General features: G+C 51.7%; 17 protein-coding genes. 7 read left to right on the top strand and 10 right to left on the bottom strand.

Annotated elements, in window-relative coordinates; genetic code table 11:
• Positions 1-209 precede the first annotated feature (209 nt).
• Positions 210-1,100, top strand: coding sequence for a diacylglycerol/lipid kinase family protein (locus IEY53_RS20875; RefSeq protein WP_189028425.1), 891 nt, complete (start codon positions 210-212; stop codon positions 1,098-1,100).
• A gap of 379 nt (positions 1,101-1,479) precedes the next feature.
• Here IEY53_RS20875 and IEY53_RS20870 read toward each other — a convergent pair whose 3' ends face one another.
• Genes IEY53_RS20870 through IEY53_RS20860 form a run of 3 tightly spaced genes read right to left on the bottom strand, consistent with a single transcriptional unit; the run spans position 1,480 to position 4,961 of the window.
• Positions 1,480-3,519, bottom strand: a complete 2,040-nt coding sequence (locus IEY53_RS20870) for a carbohydrate-binding domain-containing protein (RefSeq protein WP_189028423.1) — start codon at positions 3,517-3,519, stop codon at positions 1,480-1,482.
• A 22-nt stretch (positions 3,520-3,541) separates the two neighbouring features.
• Positions 3,542-4,225: a DUF4956 domain-containing protein gene (locus tag IEY53_RS20865; protein WP_189028421.1), complete on the bottom strand. Its 684-nt coding sequence runs from the start codon at positions 4,223-4,225 to the stop codon at positions 3,542-3,544.
• The gene (locus IEY53_RS20860) at positions 4,218-4,961 is read right to left on the bottom strand and encodes a polyphosphate polymerase domain-containing protein (RefSeq protein ID WP_189028419.1); all 744 of its coding nucleotides are present in this window, start codon (positions 4,959-4,961) and stop codon (positions 4,218-4,220) included. The genes IEY53_RS20865 and IEY53_RS20860 overlap by 8 nt, the downstream gene beginning before the upstream one ends.
• Before the next feature lie 231 nt (positions 4,962-5,192).
• Here IEY53_RS20860 and IEY53_RS20855 point away from each other — a divergent pair, with 231 nt between their 5' ends.
• The gene (locus tag IEY53_RS20855) at positions 5,193-5,870 is read left to right on the top strand and encodes a response regulator transcription factor (protein ID WP_189028417.1); all 678 of its coding nucleotides are present in this window, start codon (positions 5,193-5,195) and stop codon (positions 5,868-5,870) included.
• Positions 5,870-7,144, top strand: a complete 1,275-nt coding sequence (locus IEY53_RS20850) for a sensor histidine kinase (protein WP_189028415.1) — start codon at positions 5,870-5,872, stop codon at positions 7,142-7,144. The genes IEY53_RS20855 and IEY53_RS20850 overlap by 1 nt, the downstream gene beginning before the upstream one ends.
• On the opposite strand, the gene IEY53_RS20845 is transcribed toward IEY53_RS20850, so the two are convergent.
• A complete protein-coding gene (locus IEY53_RS20845; protein WP_229696264.1) occupies positions 7,141-7,482 on the bottom strand; it encodes a DUF6944 family repetitive protein in 342 nt (113 codons plus the stop codon). The genes IEY53_RS20850 and IEY53_RS20845 overlap by 4 nt on opposite strands.
• Positions 7,483-7,966: 484 nt before the next feature.
• Between IEY53_RS20845 and IEY53_RS20840 the strand changes: the two genes are divergently transcribed.
• Both IEY53_RS20840 and IEY53_RS20835 read left to right on the top strand, forming a co-directional pair.
• The gene (locus IEY53_RS20840; RefSeq protein ID WP_189028413.1) at positions 7,967-9,199 is read left to right on the top strand and encodes a nitrate/nitrite transporter; all 1,233 of its coding nucleotides are present in this window, start codon (positions 7,967-7,969) and stop codon (positions 9,197-9,199) included.
• A 40-nt stretch (positions 9,200-9,239) separates the two neighbouring features.
• Positions 9,240-13,334 (top strand): bifunctional nitrate reductase/sulfite reductase flavoprotein subunit alpha, encoded by a 4,095-nt coding sequence (locus IEY53_RS20835; RefSeq protein ID WP_189028411.1) that lies wholly within the window; start codon positions 9,240-9,242, stop codon positions 13,332-13,334.
• Positions 13,335-13,361: 27 nt separating this feature from the next.
• On the opposite strand, the gene IEY53_RS20830 is transcribed toward IEY53_RS20835, so the two are convergent.
• From IEY53_RS20830 to IEY53_RS20815, 4 genes are all read right to left on the bottom strand, one after another.
• On the bottom strand, positions 13,362-14,561 hold the full coding sequence (locus tag IEY53_RS20830; protein WP_189028408.1) for a sensor histidine kinase: 1,200 nt from the start codon (positions 14,559-14,561) through the stop codon (positions 13,362-13,364).
• On the bottom strand, positions 14,545-15,237 hold the full coding sequence (locus tag IEY53_RS20825) for a response regulator transcription factor (RefSeq protein WP_189028406.1): 693 nt from the start codon (positions 15,235-15,237) through the stop codon (positions 14,545-14,547). Before IEY53_RS20825 ends, IEY53_RS20830 begins: the two co-directional genes overlap by 17 nt.
• A gap of 61 nt (positions 15,238-15,298) precedes the next feature.
• Complete coding sequence (locus tag IEY53_RS20820; RefSeq protein ID WP_189028405.1) at positions 15,299-15,601, bottom strand: hypothetical protein; 303 nt, start codon at positions 15,599-15,601, stop codon at positions 15,299-15,301.
• 88 nt (positions 15,602-15,689) lie between these two features.
• The gene (locus IEY53_RS20815; RefSeq protein WP_189028403.1) at positions 15,690-16,235 is read right to left on the bottom strand and encodes a hypothetical protein; all 546 of its coding nucleotides are present in this window, start codon (positions 16,233-16,235) and stop codon (positions 15,690-15,692) included.
• Between the two features lie 99 nt (positions 16,236-16,334).
• Between IEY53_RS20815 and IEY53_RS20810 the strand changes: the two genes are divergently transcribed.
• Entirely contained in the window at positions 16,335-17,249 is a 915-nt protein-coding gene (locus tag IEY53_RS20810; RefSeq protein ID WP_189028401.1) for a phosphatidate cytidylyltransferase, read from the top strand.
• Positions 17,250-17,266: 17 nt separating this feature from the next.
• On the opposite strand, the gene IEY53_RS20805 is transcribed toward IEY53_RS20810, so the two are convergent.
• Together IEY53_RS20805 and IEY53_RS20800 are read right to left on the bottom strand one after the other, a co-directional pair.
• Positions 17,267-17,938 (bottom strand): YdeI/OmpD-associated family protein, encoded by a 672-nt coding sequence (locus IEY53_RS20805; protein ID WP_189028399.1) that lies wholly within the window; start codon positions 17,936-17,938, stop codon positions 17,267-17,269.
• Entirely contained in the window at positions 17,931-18,482 is a 552-nt protein-coding gene (locus tag IEY53_RS20800; protein ID WP_189028397.1) for a GNAT family N-acetyltransferase, read from the bottom strand. The genes IEY53_RS20805 and IEY53_RS20800 overlap by 8 nt, the downstream gene beginning before the upstream one ends.
• 121 nt (positions 18,483-18,603) lie before the next feature.
• Between IEY53_RS20800 and IEY53_RS20795 the strand changes: the two genes are divergently transcribed.
• Entirely contained in the window at positions 18,604-19,953 is a 1,350-nt protein-coding gene (locus IEY53_RS20795; protein ID WP_189028395.1) for a DUF2252 domain-containing protein, read from the top strand.
• Positions 19,954-20,024 lie beyond the last annotated feature (71 nt).

Here is a 20,024-nt window from a genome sequence, read left to right as displayed (position 1 = left end):
ACGTTATAAATGATTTCTTTTCGTTCAGCTGCTTACTCCAATTAAAAAGCTTTATATGTTCCAAACCTTTAGTTATTATCTAATTGTTAATAACAAAATATGCGAATTCCCTGCTTTTGTCAAGCCTTCCCTGCGATATCAAAGGTCCTTTTTTCGGGTAATTGGGTAAGAGGCGCAGTGAATAATTTCATTCAGAGAGGAATTTGTGTATGCAGCAGGCCATGATTATTATCAACCCCTCCTCCGGCAAGGAAGAAGCGCTGGAATATGTCAGGAATGTAGAAGATATTCTGCAGGGCCAAGGGTACGCGGTTACGGTAATGAAGACGGCCAAAGAACTGGATGCCACTCATTTCTGCATCAGAGCCTGCGAGGAACATTATGACCTGGTCGTGTCTATCGGCGGCGATGGTACGCTTCATGAAACAATTAATGGCTTCATGGACCAGCCTCACCTTCCAAAGCTGGCCGTGGTGCCACTCGGGACGGTTAATGATTTCGCCCGCGCCCTACAGATACCGCTGAACCCCGCCCAGGCCATTCGTACTCTTACTTCCTCCAGAATACAGAATGTGGATATCGGCCGCCTGAACGACCGGTTCTTCGCAAATGTCGTGGCCACAGGTTCGCTGGCCGAATCCCTATCCTCCGTATCTTCAGAAGATAAATCCAGGCTGGGTGCTTTCGCCTATTTGAAAGAAGGGATTAAGGAGCTTGCGGGCAAGACCGCCCATTCCCTGACCATTCGCCATGACGGACAGACCTGGAAAGGCGAAACCCCGCTTTTTATCGCCGCGTTAACCAATTCAGTAGGCGGTTTTGAGAAGCTGGCTCCCGATGCGGTGGTTGACGACGGTCTGCTGCACTGCTTTATCTTCAAGGATCTTAATCTGCTCAATACGCTGACGGTCAGCCTCTCTTTACTGCTTGGCAGCCTGAAGAATCACAAGGATGTCATTTATTTCACTGCCCGGAATGTCAGTGTAAGCTCAACAGACCCGGTCCGGACGAATGTAGATGGCGAAGAGGGACCGCCTTTACCCCTTGAGCTCAGTACTATTCCCCGCCATCTTCACGTCATTGTGCCAGAAGAGGAATAAGGTTCTGCTCAAGAAACAACCCGTGGTTCACAAGAACCACGGGTTGTTGGGAGCTTTTTGGGTGTCTGCTCATGAATCCTGACTGGGTGAAGGAGGGAACGGGTGTGCCATACCGTCAGGGAGGTCAGCGGTTCTGATGTATTTCGTGCAGCAGAATGGCTCCGGGAGCGCCCGAAAGTCCGTTTGGATGTATTTTGTACATCAGAAAGTCAAAAAACAGGCTTGGACTGTTTGTTCTGATGTATCAAATGCAGTCTAATCAAAAATACGCTTGGTTTTCCCGGATTCTGATGCACAAAATGCAGTCCAGCCTGCCGCCCGTCACCGGAGAACACCCCTTGAGTATAAGCAAATCTCCATATGAAACTTACATCGTGTTTCAGCTTCCAGATACATCCCCCTCTACGGGTGTGTCCCCGCTTCCAGGCCCCATCCCACCTTCAGGTATTACCCCACCCTCAGGTAATTTTCCGCCTTCGGGTCTGATTCCTTCCCGTCCGCCGCCGCCCGGTCCTGGGCCGCCGGTATTTCCGGTGGTTACTCCCGATTCGTTAAGCCAGGTGACACTGCTGGAAATCTCAAAGCCGACTACCTCAGTGCCTCCTGTATATTCGCCCTCTGTGTACAGTCCGTTTGCTTCGCTGCCGGTCGAGGTTCCTCCCGAGTAGAGCGTGTAGGCAGCTCCCTCTTTCAAATCCGGCGAACTGATCACCACAGACTGATAGTTCTTCGATGGGGCAAAGGTCAAAATGGCGTTGCTCTCGTTGTCTTGCAAATGAACCAGGGTTCCAGCCTGCTGGACCTGCGGGTATGTCATGACCACCGAGAATTGTGCGGAATCCCCGGAAGGTGCCTGGGCCATGCCTGAGCTGCCCGCAGCCACCAGAGTTCCTCCGCTCTGTACAAAGCTGCCGTCATAATCCAGCGGCCCGTTGCCGTTGTTGGTGGGGCCATTCACAGTAACCGTCCCGCCTGTCATGTAGATGGACCCATTGGAATCGAGCCCATCACCAGTAGCATCCACAGTTAGAATCCCTCCGCTGAGGGTCAACTGATTGCTGCCAGAAGCTGTGAACTGATCCTGTCCTTGCGATCCGCCGGCAGCCGAGGCATCATTGCCACCCGCCACATTCACGCCATCATCGGAAGCCACCACTTGCGTCTCACCGCCCAGCACTGTAATGTTCGCTCCCTCCAGGCCTTCATAACTCTTCTTAATGTCGATCTTTCCGTCAGCGATTGTCAGCAAAACATCCGCATGAATGCCGTCGTCGCCGGTTGTGATGGTGAACCCTCCGCCCGCTACAGCAACATTGCCATTACTGTGGATGGCATCATCCGCAGCATCGATGGTCCAGGTTCCGCCGTTAATCGCAACGTCGCCGCCGGCTTTTAATCCCTTCATGCTTGCCGTCTCTGTCTCCGCAGAGCCGGCCGTGGCTGAAGCAGTTCCGCTGCCAGAAGCTTCAGGAGCTTCAGGACCTCTCGCTTCCACCTTCACTTCACCGTTCACACTGCCGCCGCCCGTAATCAGGTTGTACGTGCCGCCATCGGCGACGAGCGTTGTTTCCGCTTGAATACCGTCATTAACAGCCTTGATGTCAAAAGTCCCTCCGGCTATAGCCACGAATCCCTTGTCCGCCTCGGTATCATTGGTAGATTTGATCCCATCCCCACCGGCAACGATAGTGATCTTCCCCTCTTGCACCGCCACCATATCTTTGCCCACAAGCCCGTCATCGGCGGACTGAATCCCGATCAGCCCTGATACGATTTTCAGATCGTCCTTGCTGGTAATCCCGTCCTTATAATTGGCGGTAACCTTCAGGCTGCCTGTTCCATTAATGGCCAGATCCGATTTGCTGAAGATGGTTGCGCTGGGCTCGTCCGTAGCGGCATCGGCGTAAACATAGACTGCACCATCGGCTACGGTATTCTCCGTTCCTTCCTGCAGCGTAATAACGGTTTTACCGGCTTCTTTGATATAGATGGCCGCGCTGTCGCTGTCCTGAATATCCACTCCGTTCAGCACCAGCCTTACGGTTCCTTCGTCCTGAACATCGACCACAATTTGTCCGTCGCTTAGCGCACCTTTGAGGACATAGGTTCCCGAGGCTGTAATGTGTACCGATCCGTCTGCCGCCGCCGCTCCCGAACCGACGATTGTGGCCGCCGTGCCATTCAGCGTTATGGTTGTGGACTCATCCGCACTCCATTCCGCAGTTGTATCACTTTGGTCAAACGTCACAAGGTCCGGCAATTTCGCGCTGACGGCCTGTACGGCCGGAGCCGTTCCGCTTTGAACAGTGGCGGTGGCCTCCACAACAGCTTGTGAGGCAGAGGTATTGCTGCAGGCCGACACTACGGCCACGCTCATCAGACTGAGCCATAATTTACTGCTTATCATTAATTTTTTCATCTTAATCATCCTCTCGTTTCGCTTAGTAGTCATTCAGGGTTGGACTCATCGTCAAGGAGATATCCAGATTGCCGTTTCTGCACCGGATCGCATCGAGGAACGCCTTCTGGTTGGTCCTTTCATCCAGGGTTACGGCATAGACCAATTCATACAAGCTGCCCAGTTCGGTCGTTCTGATCTTTTTAAGCTCAAATCCGACTTTATACTGGCCGAACACTTCAGCGAAGGCTTCTTCGTACCCCAGATTTTCCGGGATGGTGACCTTAAGTACCTTCTGCAGTGTTTGTCGTACGCCAAAGTTCGTGCGGCTCAGGATAAACATCAGTAGGCATAAAATGAGAGTGAACAATACGGCGTAACCAAATGCGCCTACCCCGCAAGCCAGGCCGGACGCCATGGTGAACAGGACAAAGGTGATATCCTTCGGGTCACCCGGCGCACTTCTGAACCGGATGATGGAGAATGCGCCTGCCAGGCTGAAAGCCCGGGCTACATTGCTGCCGATGAGCAGAATGATAATCGCCACAATCACCGGAAGCAGGACCATCGTCAGTGTAAAGCTCTGGGAATACGCATTCGGATTGGTCTTCATATAGGTGAAGCTAATGATTGCGCCGAGCGCAATGGAGAGAAGAATGGTTACAATCGCATTGGTAAACGTTAATTCTGTACTTGTCAGCGCCGCGGAGAATAAAGAATCAAGCATAAAGGGCACTCTCCCTTTCTGTTTTGCTATTTTTCAGCATCTTTTTGTATTCATTGCCGTACTTTGAGAAGCTGGTGCGATACATCTGGTGTTCGGAGAGCAACCTCGACAGCCACATCGGGATCGTCTTCTCGGCCTTCACTTCCATCAGCCATTGGCCGGGTTCCAGCAGCGCTTCTCCATAATTACCGTGCTCCAGCAGCAGATCATGCCGCCTGCACCGGATATTCGTATCGAAGGTGATTCTAAGATCACGGTTATTTTTACAAAAGAGGGCTTTCCGGTCATAACCCAGATAGAGCTTGGGCTGAAGCTCATATTGCCGGAGGAAATAGGTGATTTCCTGCAGGACCTGCCGGTTCATATATTCCTGGAACACCGGCTCTGCTCCGGTACGGACAAAGTCGTACGCCTCATGCAGCTTCAGCGCCGTTCTTCTTTTGTTGACCAGGCCGAGCACCTTCTTTTTAATCTCCAGGTAGACTTTTGCCTCCCGGCCCGGTGTGCCGTAAGCTCTCAAACGGAGCTTCTCCTTATATTTGGGCTTGGCCAGACTGTTGCGGATCAAAGCATTGTGTTCAGTGTCATAATACAAATTGGTAATGGAATAGAACTCATGCTGTTTGTTGTAATCGTCCAACTCCATATATTCCAGCAGTGCAAGGTAGAATGTCCGGTAGGCATTGCTATCCAGCAGATATTTGTTCTCGTACCGGTTAAAGACCTCGATGGCCATAGGGGTTCAGATCCTTTCTGTTTGACGATTGTCTCGCTTGTTATGTTTGTATCTTAGTCCCCCAACCTTTAATGAATCTTAAATGATTTTACAGTCTCATAATCTTTTTTTACACAGCCTTAATCGTTATAGACCCGGCCTCGGCACCTTCCAATTAAGGTTGACTAAAGGTAATCTTGATACTATATAGGAAGCAAATAAATACAAACCCTACGCAGAGGATGACAACCCATGAGAATCTTAATTGTTGAGGACGAGCTGCACCTTGCCGAGGCCCTGACCCAAATTTTAAAAAAACATCATTATTCCGTAGACGCGGTCCATGACGGCAGATCAGGGCTGGATTATGCGCTCAGCGGGATCTATGATCTGCTGCTGCTCGATATTATGATGCCTGAAATGGACGGAATCAGTGTGCTTCGGGCATTACGCAATGAAGGCATATCCACCCCGGTCATCCTCCTGACCGCCAAAGGCGATATTCCGGATATGGTGGCCGGGCTGGACCATGGCGCCGACGACTATATTCCCAAACCTTTTGCCTCGGAGCTGTTATTGGCAAGAATCCGGGCCGCTTTAAGACGCAAAGGTGAGGTTCTGCCGGAGGATGGATTGAAGTTCGGGGATCTTGAGCTGAACACAGCCAATCTGCGATTGTCGGTGAAAGGCAAGGAAATGAAGCTGAACCTGAAGGAATGCGAATTACTGGAGCTGTTGATCCTGAGAAAGCAAGGGGTAACCTCCAAGGAGCAAATTATCGAGAAGCTGTGGGGATTCGATTCCGAGGTGGAGCACAACAATGTTGAGGTATACGTTTCTTTTTTGCGGAAAAAATTCACCTTTCTGAATTCGGATGTACGCATCAGCACGATCAGAGGGGTAGGTTATGTATTAGAGGTGAACTCCTGATGTTCAAGAAGCTCAGAAACCGGTTCCTGATTGTCAACCTGGCCACAATCTCCATTATTATGCTTGTCGCTTTCGCCGCCATATACATCATCACCTACCGGGATGTGCAGCGTGATATCCGTATGGAGCTCCACAAAATATCGGAGTCCTATCAGAGACCTCCGGGCAAATCCGGACGGACGGGCGCAGCCGAGGGCACTTCCCTGCTGCCGCCGGGGGACAACCAGCCTAGGGCCGGCGGGAATCCGCCACCCGAACGCTCCGTTTCCTTCATGATCGAGACCGATAAGGAATGGAGCAATGCCGTGCCTACCTCTTCATTCGAGATGGACGACGAGTTCTATGCTGACGCTCTGCAAAAAGCGGTGGCCCTCGATTCAAGCAGCGGCCGTTTTAATCTGGACGGGAGCCACTGGATTTACCAGGCCCAGCCCACAAATGAAGGGTACATGCTTGTATTCCTGGATATTACCGCACAGCAAAATATTCTGACGAACTTAATCTATACCTTTACTGTAGTGGGATCGGTCATGCTGGTAGTCATCTTTTTCACCAGCCGTTTCTTCGCCAACCGGTCCATCGCGCCGGTTAAGGAAGCTTTTGATAAACAGAAGCAGTTTATTGCCGACGCCTCCCATGAGCTGAAAACACCACTGACCATCATTAACACCAATGCCGATGTTCTTTTATCCAATCACGAGGATACCATTCATAATCAGTCAAAATGGCTCCACTACATCAAATCAGAGACAGAGCGGATGACCCGGCTGACCAACGATCTGCTCTATCTGACCGAAATGGATGATGCCAGAGCCGGCATGATGTTTGCTAAATTTAATATGAGCGAGGCGGTTGAGAATATTCTGCTGACCATGGAAGCTGTCATCTTTGAGAAGGATGTGGCCCTGGAGTATGACATTGAACCGGAATTGATGGTCCAGGGCAACAGCGAACAAATCAAACAGGTGGTTATGATTCTCCTGGACAATGCCGTCAAATATACGAATCCCAAGGGTAAAGTAACCCTTTCCCTGAAAAAACAGCATCACGAAACCGTGTTATCGGTCTCCAACACCGGTGAAGGCATCGCCCCTGAGCATCTGTCCAGGATCTTTGACCGGTTCTACCGTACCGACACTTCGCGTGCCCGCCGCCAAGGCGGTTATGGATTAGGCCTGGCCATTGCCAAGTCCATTATCGAACAGCACAAAGGGAAGATTTATGCCAAAAGTGTGGCGGGTCAATCCACTACATTCTATGTGCAGCTCTTCTAACTTTCGTTGCTCGCAATGATCTGAATGCTGTTGCCAATGGCCTGCAGCAGATTGCCCAAGGCATTCAGGTTATTCGAAGCTGTGTTGCCCTGCTCCAGCGTGAGCGCCGACTGCGCAGTATTGGCCAGCGCCTGCAGGGCATTCCCAATATCAATCAGCTTTTGCCCCTCGGCTTGTATGCTTTTACGCCTGGATAGCTGCTTGGTCTGCCCGATAGCCGTAATATTCGTACCCAAAGCCTGCAGCCAGGCGTATGCGGCCAGTTGCTTGTTAATTTCCGTCTGCAAGGCTGCTGCTTGCTGCTTGGCTGTTCTTCTAACAGGACGTTTGGCTGGCACCCCGATCCCCTTCCTTCATCCGGTGTAAAATCTCCTTCTACTTCTGATTACAATATACGCAGACGCTTGCGGTTTGGACTGGATCATAGGCCTGCCGATGGTTCTGCCTGCGAACAGATAATATATGTGATTTAATGTTATATTATCTTACATAAAAAACGCGATTTTTGAGCTAAAACTGGTTAAAATCCAGTTATTTTAAATTTTTATGTTATTATTATTGACATTATTTAAAAAGGTCACTATATTGACAATATACAGATTCCAATTGACACAATAGTGTGTCAGCTTTGGAAGCAATCCAGTCCTTCCGCACAATGTTGTGGCCGGAGAGGACGATTGCACGGCTACACTTACATCAACTATACAAGTCAGTCACGATGGCGTGACTGCAATAGGCAACGGGGCCGATTAACGAAATCCGCAGATTTGCGGGTTCTGTCAGTCGGCCCTTTTTTGCCCATTCCAAAGGAGGATGTTAGATATGGAAGCAAAAGGTTTTCGCAAGGCCGGTCATTCCCCGAGTTTGTTCTCAGCTTTTTTATACTTTGATATCAGCTTTATGATTTGGGTCTTGTGCGGGGCCTTGGCGCTTTTTATCACCAAAGATTTCGGTCTGACGGATACTCAAAAAGCTACCATGGTCGCTATCCCCATTCTGGGCGGCTCGGTGTTCCGGATTCCCATGGGAATCCTGGCAGACCGCATCGGCAGTAAAAAAGCAGGCCTGATCGGGATGTCCCTTACCCTTATTCCTCTTTTTTGGGGATGGCTCGGGGGAACAAGTCTGCTGGAAGTGCAGATGATCGGATTCCTGCTCGGTTTCGCCGGCGCAAGCTTTGCCGTCTCCTTGTCCCTGGCCAGCCGCTGGTATCCCCCGCAATATCAGGGGCTAGCCATGGGCATTGCCGGAGCCGGGAACAGCGGAACAGCACTGGCCACCTTTTTCGGACCGCAAATTGCCCAGACTTACGGTTGGCATAATGTGTTTGGCATCGCACTGATTCCTTTGGTTATCGTTATGATCGTGTTTGCCATTTTGGCCAAAGATGCCCCGAATGCACCTGCCCCCAAACCTCTAAAAGATTACTTCAGCGTCTTCAAGCATCCGGATACATGGTGGTTCTCCGTATTCTATGCCATTACCTTTGGCGGCTTTGTCGGATTCGCCAACTATGCAAGCATCTTCTTTTACGATGTGTACGGTGACGGTGTTCGTTCCGATGGCATTACCAAAATTCAGGTAGGTTATCTGGTCACCATCACAGTCATTGCAGGCAGCTTCTTCCGCCCTATCGGGGGATGGATCGCCGACAAGATCGGCGGCATGCGCCTTCTGGTCATTCTGTACAGTGTGGTTTCCCTCTGTGCCTTCGCTATTGCCTCCATGCCCAGTTCGTTCCTCGTCATGCTGATTTATACCAGTGTGATGATGGCCTGCCTTGGGATGGGCAACGGGTCGGTATTCCAGATCATCCCGCAGCGTTTCTCCAGAGAGATCGGAGTCATCACAGGCATTGTCGGAGCTGCCGGCGGTCTGGGAGGATATATCCTGCCCACCTACATTCTTGGGCCTCTCAAGCAATCCACAGGTTCCCAGATGGCCGGATTCCTGGTAGTGGGCTCGATCGTGTTAGTGACTACACTTATTTTTTACGTGGTCACCCGTTCCTGGAGAAAAAGCTGGGCTAAAACAGAATCCGGAGTCAATTTCTGATTAGACCCTACAAATGTGAACAGCAGGAGGTGAACTCACTATGACAACCGAAAAAGTAAAAAGCGTGTGTCCATACTGCGGGGTTGGCTGCGGAATCGTACTCGAAGTGTCCGGCAACCGCGTGGTCAAACTCACTGGAGATCCGGAGCACCCGGCCAATTTCGGCCGGCTGTGCACCAAAGGCAACACGGCGGCGGCCGCCATTACTGAATCCGGGCGCATGAAATATGCCTATCAACGTCCGGCCCGCAAAGCCGAGCCCGTTAGAGTTGCAATGGACGAAGCCATCGGCAACACGGCCAGACGGCTCCGTTCTATTCTGGAGGAACACGGGCCCGATGCGTTGTCCTTTTATGTCTCGGGTCAAATGTCACTTGAAGCCCAGTACCTCATCAATAAGCTGGCCAAGGGTTTCATCCGGACGAATAACATCGAGTCCAATTCACGCCTGTGCATGGCCAGTGCCGGCAGCGGCTACAAGCTGTCGCTTGGCGCCGACGGCCCTCCGGGATCTTATCAGGACCTGGACCAGGCCGATTTATTCTTCGTTATCGGTGCCAATATGGCCGACTGTCACCCCATTCTGTTCCTGCGCATGATGGATCGGGTGAAGGCAGGCGCCAAGCTGATCGTCGTTGACCCCCGCCGTACAGCCACTGCAGATAAAGCCGGTCTGTATATGCAAATCCGGCCGGGCACGGATCTCGCCCTGCTTAACGGCCTGCTGCATCTGCTGATCGCAGACGGCCATACTGATCCGGCCTTCATTGCCGAGTTCACCTCCGGCTTCGAGCACATGCCCGGTTTCCTGGAGGACTACTCCCCGGACAAAGTAGCGGAAATTACCGGGATTCCCGAAGCGGATATCCGCAAGGCCGCGGCGTGGATCGGCCAATCGCCCGACTGGATGACCTGCTGGACCATGGGCCTTAACCAGAGTACACATGGCACATGGCATACCAATGCCATCTGCAATCTGCATCTCGCCACAGGCGCAATATGCCGCCCGGGCAGCGGCCCCTTCTCCCTTACCGGCCAGCCCAACGCCATGGGCGGCCGGGAGATGGGGTACATGGGGCCGGGATTGCCGGGGCAACGTTCGGTCCTGGTTGAGGCTGACCGCAGCTTCACCGAAGCGTTATGGAAGGTGCCCCGGGGGACTCTGCGGACCGAAACAGGCAGCGGGACCGTCTCCATGTTCGAAGGCATGGCCTCCGGCAGCATCAAGGCCTGCTGGATTATTTGCACCAATCCTGTCGCCACGGTCCCCAACCGCAGAAACGTCATCGCCGCCCTTGAGGCCGCAGAGCTGGTGATTGCCCAGGATGCGTTTCTGGATACCGAGACCAACCGGTATGCAGATGTTTTGCTGCCCGGCGCCTTATGGGCTGAGGCCGAAGGGGTGATGATTAACTCCGAACGCAATCTGACCTTGATGCAGCAGGCCGTCGATCCACCGGGGGAGGCCCTCCCCGACTGGCAGATTATCGCCCGGGTGGCCTGTGAAATGGGCTATTCGGCGGCGTTCACCTACACCTCCTCGGAGGAGGTGTATGAAGAAATTCAACAGGCCTACAATCCGAACACCGGCTATGACATCCGCGGGGCAACGTATGAATGGCTGCGCGATCAGCCGGTGCAATGGCCTTGTGCGCCGGACCATATGGACGATCGCAGTCCCATCCGTTATCTGCGCGAGCAGTCCGGGCGGGGTCCGCGTATTGTATTTCCGACGGAAAGCGGGAAAGGTATTTTCTGGGCGCGCCCCTATCTTCCGCCGGCAGAAATGCCGGACCGCGAATATTCCTTTGTGCTCAATACCGGGCGGGTGCAGCATCAATGGCATACCTTGACCAAAACAGGAAAGATCCCCGTACTCAGCAAGCTGAATCCGGGGCCCTTTCTGGAGATTCACCCGGAGGATGCCGCCATGCTCGGCATGAAGGACCGCGACCCCGTGGAGATCCGTTCCAAACGGGGGCAGGCCACCCTTCCGGCGCTCATCTCGGACCGGGTACGCCCCGGCAACTGCTTCGCCCCTTTCCACTGGAATGATGTATTCGGGGCCAATCTGGCTATTAATGCAGTCACCAATGATGCCGTTGATTCCCTGTCCCTTCAGCCCGAATTGAAATTCTGTTCCGTGTCGCTCGTCAAGGCTGCGGTACACCCATCCCCCGCGCCAGTTAGCGCAGGGAACACTAATCCAAAGGAGACCGTGTATATGGCGCAACTTGATACGCTGGCCACCATGCTGGGTATTCCCTCGCCCAAAGTGATGACCCTGGATAGCCATGAGCAGGCCTACCTGTCAGGCTTCCTGGCAAGTCTGCGCAGCGAGGATAGCCGGATAACCTCCAGCGTTCCAGTTCTGCCGCCGAGTGCGCCGCTTGAAGCGGATAAACGATACTGGGTAGACGGCCTGTTGGCCGGGATGTTCTCCCGCAGTCCCCTCCCGGGTGCCGCGGCTGACACAGCGCCGGCACTCGGCAACGAAGGGAAGCTGCCGGTTACGATTCTCTGGGCTTCACAGACCGGCAATGCGGAAGGTGCGGCCATCGGCTGCGCGAAGAAGATGCAGGATGCCGGCTATAATGTAAAACTCATAAATATGAATCAATATTCCGTGCCGGATCTGGCCCATGAACGTTTCGTTCTGTTCATCACCAGTACCTTCGGAGCCGGCGATCCTCCCGATAACGGGGAGGTATTCTTTCAATCGCTGCAAGCAGAACAGGCCCCTCCATTGCCGAAACTGCAGTATGCCGTGCTTGCCTTTGGAGATTCCAATTACGATCCGTTCTGCGGCTTTGGCCGGAATCTGGATTTGCGGCTGGAAGAACTGGGGGCCCGGCGACTCCTGGACTGTACTCCCTGCGATACGGACTTTCAAGAGCAGGTAGACACGTGGACACACACGGCTATAGAACTGATAGGTAAATTTGGAGAGGCTGCTGAAGCCACACCAGCACTGGCACCGGTTGGTCCGGGGGCCCAGACCAAGGTACAACCGGGCTACAGCCCGGCACACCCGCTGCCTTCGCGCCTTCTTTTCAAAAAGCGCCTGAATACAGAAAGCTCCGAGAAGGAGACCCGCCACTATGCCTTTGATCTCGGCAATACCGGTCTGCAGTTTGAAGCCGGTGACGCTCTCGGGGTATGGCCGACGAATTGTCCCGAACTGGTAAGTGATATTCTTAGCGTTGTCAAGCTGGACCCTTCGATTCCGGTAGGGGTCAAGGGCCGGGGCGAAATGCCTCTTGGCGAGGCGCTGCTCCGCCATTTCGAGATCACCCGCGTAACCGGCGAGATGCTCCGGTTCATCCGGGATCAGTCGCAGCATAAGCAGTTAAGCGAGCTCCTTGAGAGCAGTAATCAGGCCCGGCTGAAGCAGTGGCTGTGGGGACGCCAGCTCATTGATGTTCTGGAGGAATTCCCCGTCTCCGTAAGTGCAGCCGACTTTACGGCGTTGCTTAAGCCTTTGCAGCCCCGCCTGTATTCCATTTCGTCGAGTCCAAAGGCTCATCCGCAAGAGGTTCATATCACTGTGTCCACCTTGCGTTACGAATATGGCGGCAACCGCCGAAAAGGCGTCTGCTCCACCTTCCTGGCCGACCTGGCGACACCGGATACCGACATTCCGGTCTTCATTCACAGGAATGCCCATTTCCGTCCACCGGCCAATCCCGGGGTGCCGATGATTATGGTCGGTCCAGGCACCGGCATCGCGCCTTTCCGCGGCTTCCTGCAGGAGCGCCGGGCCACCGGTGCTTCGGGCAAAAACTGGCTGATCTTCGGTGAACAACGCGAAGAGAGCGACTTCTACTTCAGGGATGAGCTTGAAGTCTTGCGGAAGGAAGGTTTCCTGCATCGCCTGGATACAGCTTTTTCCCGGGACCATGCCGAGAAGGTCTATGTACAGCACCGTATGCTTGAACAAGGCGCGGAGCTCTGGGCTTGGCTGCAGGAAGGCGCCCACTTCTATGTGTGCGGAGATGCCCAGCAAATGGCCAAAGCGGTGGATGCCGCGCTGAAGGCCGTGATCCAGCAGCATGGCGGCCTGACTGAAGAAGCAGCGAAGGATTATGTAAAGGAAATGTCGCTAAGCAAGCGGTATGCGCGCGATATTTATTAGAACCCAAAAAGGCGGCAGGACAGGACCTTACCCGGGTCCCGCCTGCTGCTGTTTTTTGGTATATGGACAAATTCCTGAAATTACAAAACATGTACCCGCGTTTACCGTACTTTCCCCTTTTATATGCCAGCCATGCCTCTCCATACTTGCTTTCACAATGGACAGCCCTAAGCCTGCTCCACCGATCTTGCGGGATCTGGAGGAGTCCACCCGATAAAAAGGCTCGAATATTCTCTGGAGATCGTCTGGCGGAATCCCTGCCCCCGAGTTCGCAATACTGATTTTCCCCGTATGATCTTCTTCGATCCATGTCTTGATTTCAATGGACCCGTTCACGATATTGTATTTCATGGCATTCTCAAGCAAATTAAAAAATGCCCTGTACACTATCCTGGCATGCCCCGGAATTGTATTCAGTTCAAACACATGGGTGATATGAATATTTTTATCGTGATATATCGACTGCAGCTCCGCTTCTATCTGTAAAAACAACGGCTCCAGATGGATTTCATCCGCATATTCCATGTCACTGTCATTGGTAAGGACCAGCAGGTCATCCACAATATTCATCAGCCGCCTTGTATTGCGCTCCGCCATATCAATGGTTTCCTTATAGTCTTCAACTGTAGGGTCCTCATCGAGACGCAAAACCTGCAGGCCTGCATTCATAATGGACAGCGGGGTCTTAAGCTCATGGGATACATTGGCGGAAAAACGTTTCTGCCGCAGGAAGGATTCATCCAGTCTTTCCAACATCGCATTAAAAGAATTGGACAAACTTCCGATTTCGTCATCTGCACCCGAAGCGGGAATCCGTTCTTTGAGATTATGCTCTGTAATATTGACAATCGACTGATTTAAATCCTGTAAAGGTTTCAATGCTTTTCCTGCCAGGATATAAGTAAGAATCATGCCGATTCCCGAAATCACTGCCAAATAGATATAACTCCAGTTATCAAACTGCTTCTTGGCTTGGGTTGCTGCAACGGCCGGAACAGAGACAGGTCCTTCCACCGGCAAATCACCGGCTTCCGGTTGTACCCGGCCAATGTCCCTTTCATGCACCAATGGCCGCTCAGCCGCTTTATTCGTGTTCAGATGTACAACAAATTTATCCTGCGCATTATATATGCTGGACCATGTTAAGAGTATGGAGGCCGTCAATAAGATTCCCCCTGCCAACAGGGTAACTCTCATTCTGATCGAAACCTTATTCAGCAGTCCCATGACGATCCTCCAATAACATATATCCCTGCCCCCGGATATTCTTGATGTATTCGGCATTATGGCCGGATTCATTTATTTTCTTTTTTATAGAGTGAATATGATATTTCAAAGCGTTGGAGAACAAGTCAGCTTCACTGTCCCAGACATGCTCTATAAGCTGCTCCGAGCTGACAACGGCGTCTTTATGAAGGAATAGATACTCAAGGACGGCAAATTCTTTTTTGGTCAGGGGCAGCAATGACTCCCCGCAATATGCCGTTTTGGATAAGGTATTTAGGGTAAGATCGCCACATGCCAGCACGGCCTTGGTCTGCGAAAAAGATATTCTTAACAGCATGCGTATCCGCGCCTCCAGCTCTTTGAAATCAAAGGGTTTGATCATATAGTCATTTGCTCCGGAATCCAGACCGGTCACCCGGTCTTCCACATCACTGCGGGCAGTCAGCATAAGAACTTTGACGGAGCTGTCCTTGTCCCTTATGGTGTTCAGGATCTCGAATCCGTCCAGCTTCGGCAGGTTGACATCCAGAATAATCAGATCGTATTCATTCACCTCATAGAGATACATCGCTTGCTCACCATCATACGCCTGATCTATGGCATATCCGCTTTTCCTTAAGCCTTTGGCTATAATAGCGGCTAACTCTTCCTCATCTTCAACCAGAAGCAGCTTCATCCTGCGGCACAACTCCTTGTAAAAAAATAGCAGCAGCTATACTTATAGCTGCTGCCTTGGACTAATTGAGGGGTTTGACTGCCGGGGTTGCCGGAACACTGTCTTCAGAGCCGCCGGGATGTGTATCCGGGCCTGTCTCCACTCCCGCTGGTCCGACTGCCGGAGCTGTTTCCACCGTGTTGACGATTTCGTTATTCTGCAGATCGTATACTTCGATTTCTCCCACCGCTGTTTTATCTGCTACTTTTATGGCCGTACCGTCCTTTTCATTGCTTGCTGCAAATGCCGCCGTAGACATGGATGCCACGATCAATACCGCTATCGCCGAAACCCCGATAGTTTTTACTTTTTTAGTTAACATCATTGTGAATTCCTCCGGTTCCTGGATTGGATTAGTTATAGGGTTGCAACCTCTATGTGCCCACTATACCAAAACAAAAGTTAGGAACCGGTTAGTTTCCCTTCGGTTTATACTCCCTCAATCTGCCTTCATAGATCAGGTGCAGCCGGTCGCTTTTGCGGAAATCATCCGGGGTCACGAGGGCAGGCAGCTTGTTCCAGATCTTAATGCCGGACCGCTCCAGAATTTCGGCGACGAACTGCGAGCAGAAGTAGGAGTTGCTGAATTCGACCGGTTCTTTGAGCGCGATGCCGATCACACCCAGAATATTATAAAGATACTTCTGATGCTTTTGAATGAATACCTGGAGCACCCGCTTCATCTTCTCAACCTCGCGCTCCGTAACCCAAAGCTCATAGATCACGCACGTGGTATTGGGATATTTGCTGTATGTGCCTGTCTGAATATCCTCCTTGACGAATCCCCCGTTCAGCGGGTTGTTCGGGTGTTTCCTGCCGAAGCTGTAGAGCTCCGAAAGCTCCCGGTCAAAGGAGATGGAGGCGTGATTGTAGGGCGCTTTGGTATAGGTCTGAATAACTCTTGTAAAAAGAGTTCCCGTGTTCGTAAGCATAATAAAGACCGAGTGATCAGCTTCCATTTACAAAATTTCCCCTTATCAAGTGTGTACGTTTCCTTCATAATAACATATGATCCCTTTAATGGAATCCTACCTCACACGATAAGTTGGTGATTGGCAATGAGCAGCTCACTGTTTACTTTGGTCCTTATTTTCACGGGATTATTAATCATCCAGTTCATTTATTTAGCCATAAGCAAGATACAGCCGGACAAAGATTATGCCGCTATCGGCGTGCGCATCAAGACCTGGTGGGGCATGCTGTTCATCTTCGGGCTGGCCACTCTATTCAATCCGGTCGTCTCCCTGCTGTCTCTCATGGCCTTAACTTTCTTTGCACTGAAGGAATATTTCTCCATGATTAAGACGAGAAAAGCGGACCGCCGGCTCTTTTTGTGGGCCTATCTGGCCATTCCTGTTCAGTTCTATTGGATATATACCGAGTGGTACGGCATGTTTATTGTGTTCATTCCGCTGTACGTATTCCTGTTCCTCCCGATTCCGCGCCTGATCAACAAGGGAACGGTCGGATTCCTCCGCAGCGTCAGCTCGACCCAGTGGGGGCTTATGCTGATGGTGTTCGGACTCAGCCACCTGGCTTATTTTCAATTCGCTACACCGGCCTATGGGGCGGGACTGGTGCTGTTCCTGGTCGTGTTGACCCAGCTTAATGATGTTATTCATCATGTGGCTTCGATCTACTTTGGCAAACACAAAGTCGTGCCGACCGCCAACCCTTTTCTCACCTGGGAAGGTTTCGTATGCGCGTTCGTCGTCACCACAGGAGTGTCCTACCTGATCTACCCTTATTTGACACCCCTCACCCCGGCGTTCGGGGTCGTGTCCGGCATGCTGATCAGCCTCAGCGGTTACTTCGGCAGCTTAACGGTATCCGTGCTGAAACGGGATTTGCTGATCGGGGATGACGATAAATTCGAAACGCTGAAAAAGAGCTACTTGAGCCGGGTCGACAGCCTGGCCTACACTTCGCCGGTTTTTTTTCATATGATACGTTATTTCTTCGATTTCATGTGACCGTACGCCGGATTGAATTACCGGTCTTTAAGGTAGAGATCCCGGCTCTTGTAGCCCTCACCCAGGATTCTTAACATCTCCTCGCGCCGTTTGGCTCGGGTCGCCTCCTGCCTGGCACTGTATATATAACGGGCCCAATCTTTGCGGTACCCCGGAGTCAGCGATTGGTAGAACGCCAACAGCTCCGGGGTGTTCTGCAAATCCTTTTCCACTTCCGGAATGAACGCGATATAGTCGTCAACACATTGACTGGCTTTGGCAGAGATGCGGTTTTTGTTGCGTGCATCCTCTTTTAGACCCACAACAGTAAACACCTCGTTCAGACCTACCATACGGGCAAATTTGATGTCGCTGGTTCCGATATAACCCTCTTCATCCGCACCCAGTCCGCCCAGCAGGTCATCGCGGTGAATGAAGGCGGGGTATACTTTATTTCCTTTTTTGGGATACGCAAGATAGATATAGGCATCCTTATTCAACCTATGCTCTTGGATCACCCGGTGCACAAGTCCCTTTAAAGACTCCATATCCAGCACAAAAGCAAAAATAAGATCATACGTATTTCCTTCGATGAGCCTGGTGTCATAGCCGGACAATTCCTCCAGCTCCTGTGTGCCCTCAGGTACATCCAATACGGCCACTTTGTTATACTTCAGCAAGTTCAGCTTCTCTATTATTGTTTTAGTCATATTTTCTCAACTCCGATTTGACCACAGCACACATGTACAGGTCATCATATTTGCCGACAGTATATTCATACTGGGTCAACAACCCTTCTCTCCGGAAGCCCGCTTTTTCGAGCAGCCTCAGACATTGGGCGTTCCCCGGTTCTACAAGCGCCTGAATACGGTTCAACTCCAGTGTACGGAATCCATAGTCAAGCACAGCTGCAATAGCCTCCAGCATCAAGCCTTGCCCCCAATGGCTTCTGGACAATTCAAAGCCGATCTCAGCCCGCCGGTGGCGCTGATTCCGGTTAAGAAATCCGCAAGAGCCAATGACCCGGCCTTCTTCCGTTTGCAGCGCCCAGCGGATGCCCTCGCCTGTCTCCAAGATCTGATCGTACCATCCGATTTCCTCCAGCGCCTCCTGTTCAGATTCAAACGGCTGAAGCCCGTAGAACTTTAAGACTTGCTCATCTGTAAAGTATTCCATCATATCCTTACTGTCAGACGCGACCATTCTTCTCAATACAAGACGACTGGTGGTCATAACCGGAAACTCCGTATTCATTTTTCCCTCTCCTAACTTCCCGGCAAATTGTACAATGCAGTTTTATCCAGTAAAATGAACGAAACCGGGTGCAATTATACCATGAATACCAGGCTAAATTCTTGTTAAAGGGAGCGTTATCATGATTAGTCCATCCATAACCGACGGGGTCATTCGTACACGCAACAAACTCCGCAAAGATTTACTGATCTCTATGTTCGATGAATTCGACGGCAATCTCATGGGACTGAGCCCGGAAAAGCGGGCCGAAAAGTATCTTAAAATGTCTCAGAGTCCGTTTTTATTTTATCGCGGCAATGCGTATCTGTTTTATTTCGATGCTACCAGACAGTATTTTCCTTACCACACCCCAGAGGATCGGCCTACCTGGATTCAGGGAGATCTGCATTTCGAGAATTTCGGCGCTTTTCGCAGTGAAGACGGTCAAATTGTCTATGACGTCAATGATTTTGACGAGGGATATGTCGGCTCTTATTTGTATGATTTGCTGCGGATGGCAGGGAGCATTGCGCTGGTAGCCCGCCAGTTCGGCCACGGGAAAGACCTGCAGCTCAGCTTAATCGAACATTTCGTTCACTCGTACGCCAAGCAAATCCGCCGCTTCTGCCAAGGCAAAGATGACCCTGCAGATTTTGTGATCCACGAGGGTACGGCCAAAGGTCCGGTGAAGAAACTTCTTCGTAAGCTGGAGAAGCGCAGACAAGCTCATTTCCTGGAGAAGGTGACTGCCCAGATGCAGGATGGCCGGGTCTTCCTGGAGAATTCCGAGCTGACGGTCCCCGCTTCATCCGAGCAGGATCTGCTGGAGAAGGCTTGGGGTTTCTATACAGAGACCGTCGTTACCGGGAGCCGAAATGAAGAGCACTACAGGATCAAAGACATTGCCGTCAAACACGGCTCTGGCACGGCATCCATCGGGCTGGACCGCTATTATATCCTGATTGAGGGGGGCCTGGAGCAAGCTGAGGATGACGACACCGTGCTTGAAGTCAAAGAGGTACGCGTTCCCGTTCCGGCTTATTTCATGCCATATTCAGAGTCCTTCTGGGACTATTTCGGGCATCAAGGCAAACGCGTGACCGCTACACAGCAGGCCATGCATCATAAGGCGGACCCTTATCTGGGCTTTCTGACGATGGAAGGACGGCATTTCTATGTAAGAGAACGTTCTCCTTATAAAAAAAGGCTGAAGCCAAAGGACATCGCAACCGCAGAGGACATGCTCCGGGTGCTTGAGGTCATGGGCAGCCTGACAGCCAAAATGCATGCCCGGGCCGATGCGGATGTAGACAATGGACTTCTGCCTTATCATAGCGAGAAGGAAATTGCCAAGGCCATGGGCCCGGACCCGGATGCTTTCGCCCGTCATCTCTCCCACTGGGCCTATGCTTATGCCGGCCAGGTGGAGAAAGACTATAGCATGTTCTGCGAATGGGTCCAGGAGAGCTTCGGGGTCCAGCAACAGCAGTAACTTTATTCCCCGAGTGTCCACAATAAACACCAACATCAAAATGCCTCTCATGGACCGCCCGGCGCAGCTTT

Origin of the sequence: Paenibacillus albidus (assembly GCF_014644435.1) — a bacterium.
GTDB classification, from domain to species: domain Bacteria; phylum Bacillota; class Bacilli; order Paenibacillales; family Paenibacillaceae; genus Paenibacillus_AQ; species Paenibacillus_AQ albidus.
This window is presented reverse-complemented; position numbering and strand designations above follow the sequence as displayed.

Bases quoted from the DNA above. Each gene is read 5' to 3' on its own strand.
- IEY53_RS20875 (WP_189028425.1), top strand. From the start codon at position 210: ATGCAGCAGGCCATGATTATTATCAACCCCTCCTCCGGCAAGGAAGAA.
- IEY53_RS20870 (WP_189028423.1), bottom strand. From the start codon at position 3,519: ATGAAAAAATTAATGATAAGCAGTAAATTATGGCTCAGTCTGATGAGC.
- IEY53_RS20865 (WP_189028421.1), bottom strand. From the start codon at position 4,225: ATGCTTGATTCTTTATTCTCCGCGGCGCTGACAAGTACAGAATTAACG.
- IEY53_RS20860 (WP_189028419.1), bottom strand. From the start codon at position 4,961: ATGGCCATCGAGGTCTTTAACCGGTACGAGAACAAATATCTGCTGGAT.
- IEY53_RS20855 (WP_189028417.1), top strand. From the start codon at position 5,193: ATGAGAATCTTAATTGTTGAGGACGAGCTGCACCTTGCCGAGGCCCTG.
- IEY53_RS20850 (WP_189028415.1), top strand. From the start codon at position 5,870: ATGTTCAAGAAGCTCAGAAACCGGTTCCTGATTGTCAACCTGGCCACA.
- IEY53_RS20840 (WP_189028413.1), top strand. From the start codon at position 7,967: ATGGAAGCAAAAGGTTTTCGCAAGGCCGGTCATTCCCCGAGTTTGTTC.
- IEY53_RS20835 (WP_189028411.1), top strand. From the start codon at position 9,240: ATGACAACCGAAAAAGTAAAAAGCGTGTGTCCATACTGCGGGGTTGGC.
- IEY53_RS20830 (WP_189028408.1), bottom strand. From the start codon at position 14,561: ATGGGACTGCTGAATAAGGTTTCGATCAGAATGAGAGTTACCCTGTTG.
- IEY53_RS20825 (WP_189028406.1), bottom strand. From the start codon at position 15,237: ATGAAGCTGCTTCTGGTTGAAGATGAGGAAGAGTTAGCCGCTATTATA.
- IEY53_RS20820 (WP_189028405.1), bottom strand. From the start codon at position 15,601: ATGATGTTAACTAAAAAAGTAAAAACTATCGGGGTTTCGGCGATAGCG.
- IEY53_RS20815 (WP_189028403.1), bottom strand. From the start codon at position 16,235: ATGGAAGCTGATCACTCGGTCTTTATTATGCTTACGAACACGGGAACT.
- IEY53_RS20810 (WP_189028401.1), top strand. From the start codon at position 16,335: ATGAGCAGCTCACTGTTTACTTTGGTCCTTATTTTCACGGGATTATTA.
- IEY53_RS20805 (WP_189028399.1), bottom strand. From the start codon at position 17,938: ATGACTAAAACAATAATAGAGAAGCTGAACTTGCTGAAGTATAACAAA.
- IEY53_RS20800 (WP_189028397.1), bottom strand. From the start codon at position 18,482: ATGAATACGGAGTTTCCGGTTATGACCACCAGTCGTCTTGTATTGAGA.
- IEY53_RS20795 (WP_189028395.1), top strand. From the start codon at position 18,604: ATGATTAGTCCATCCATAACCGACGGGGTCATTCGTACACGCAACAAA.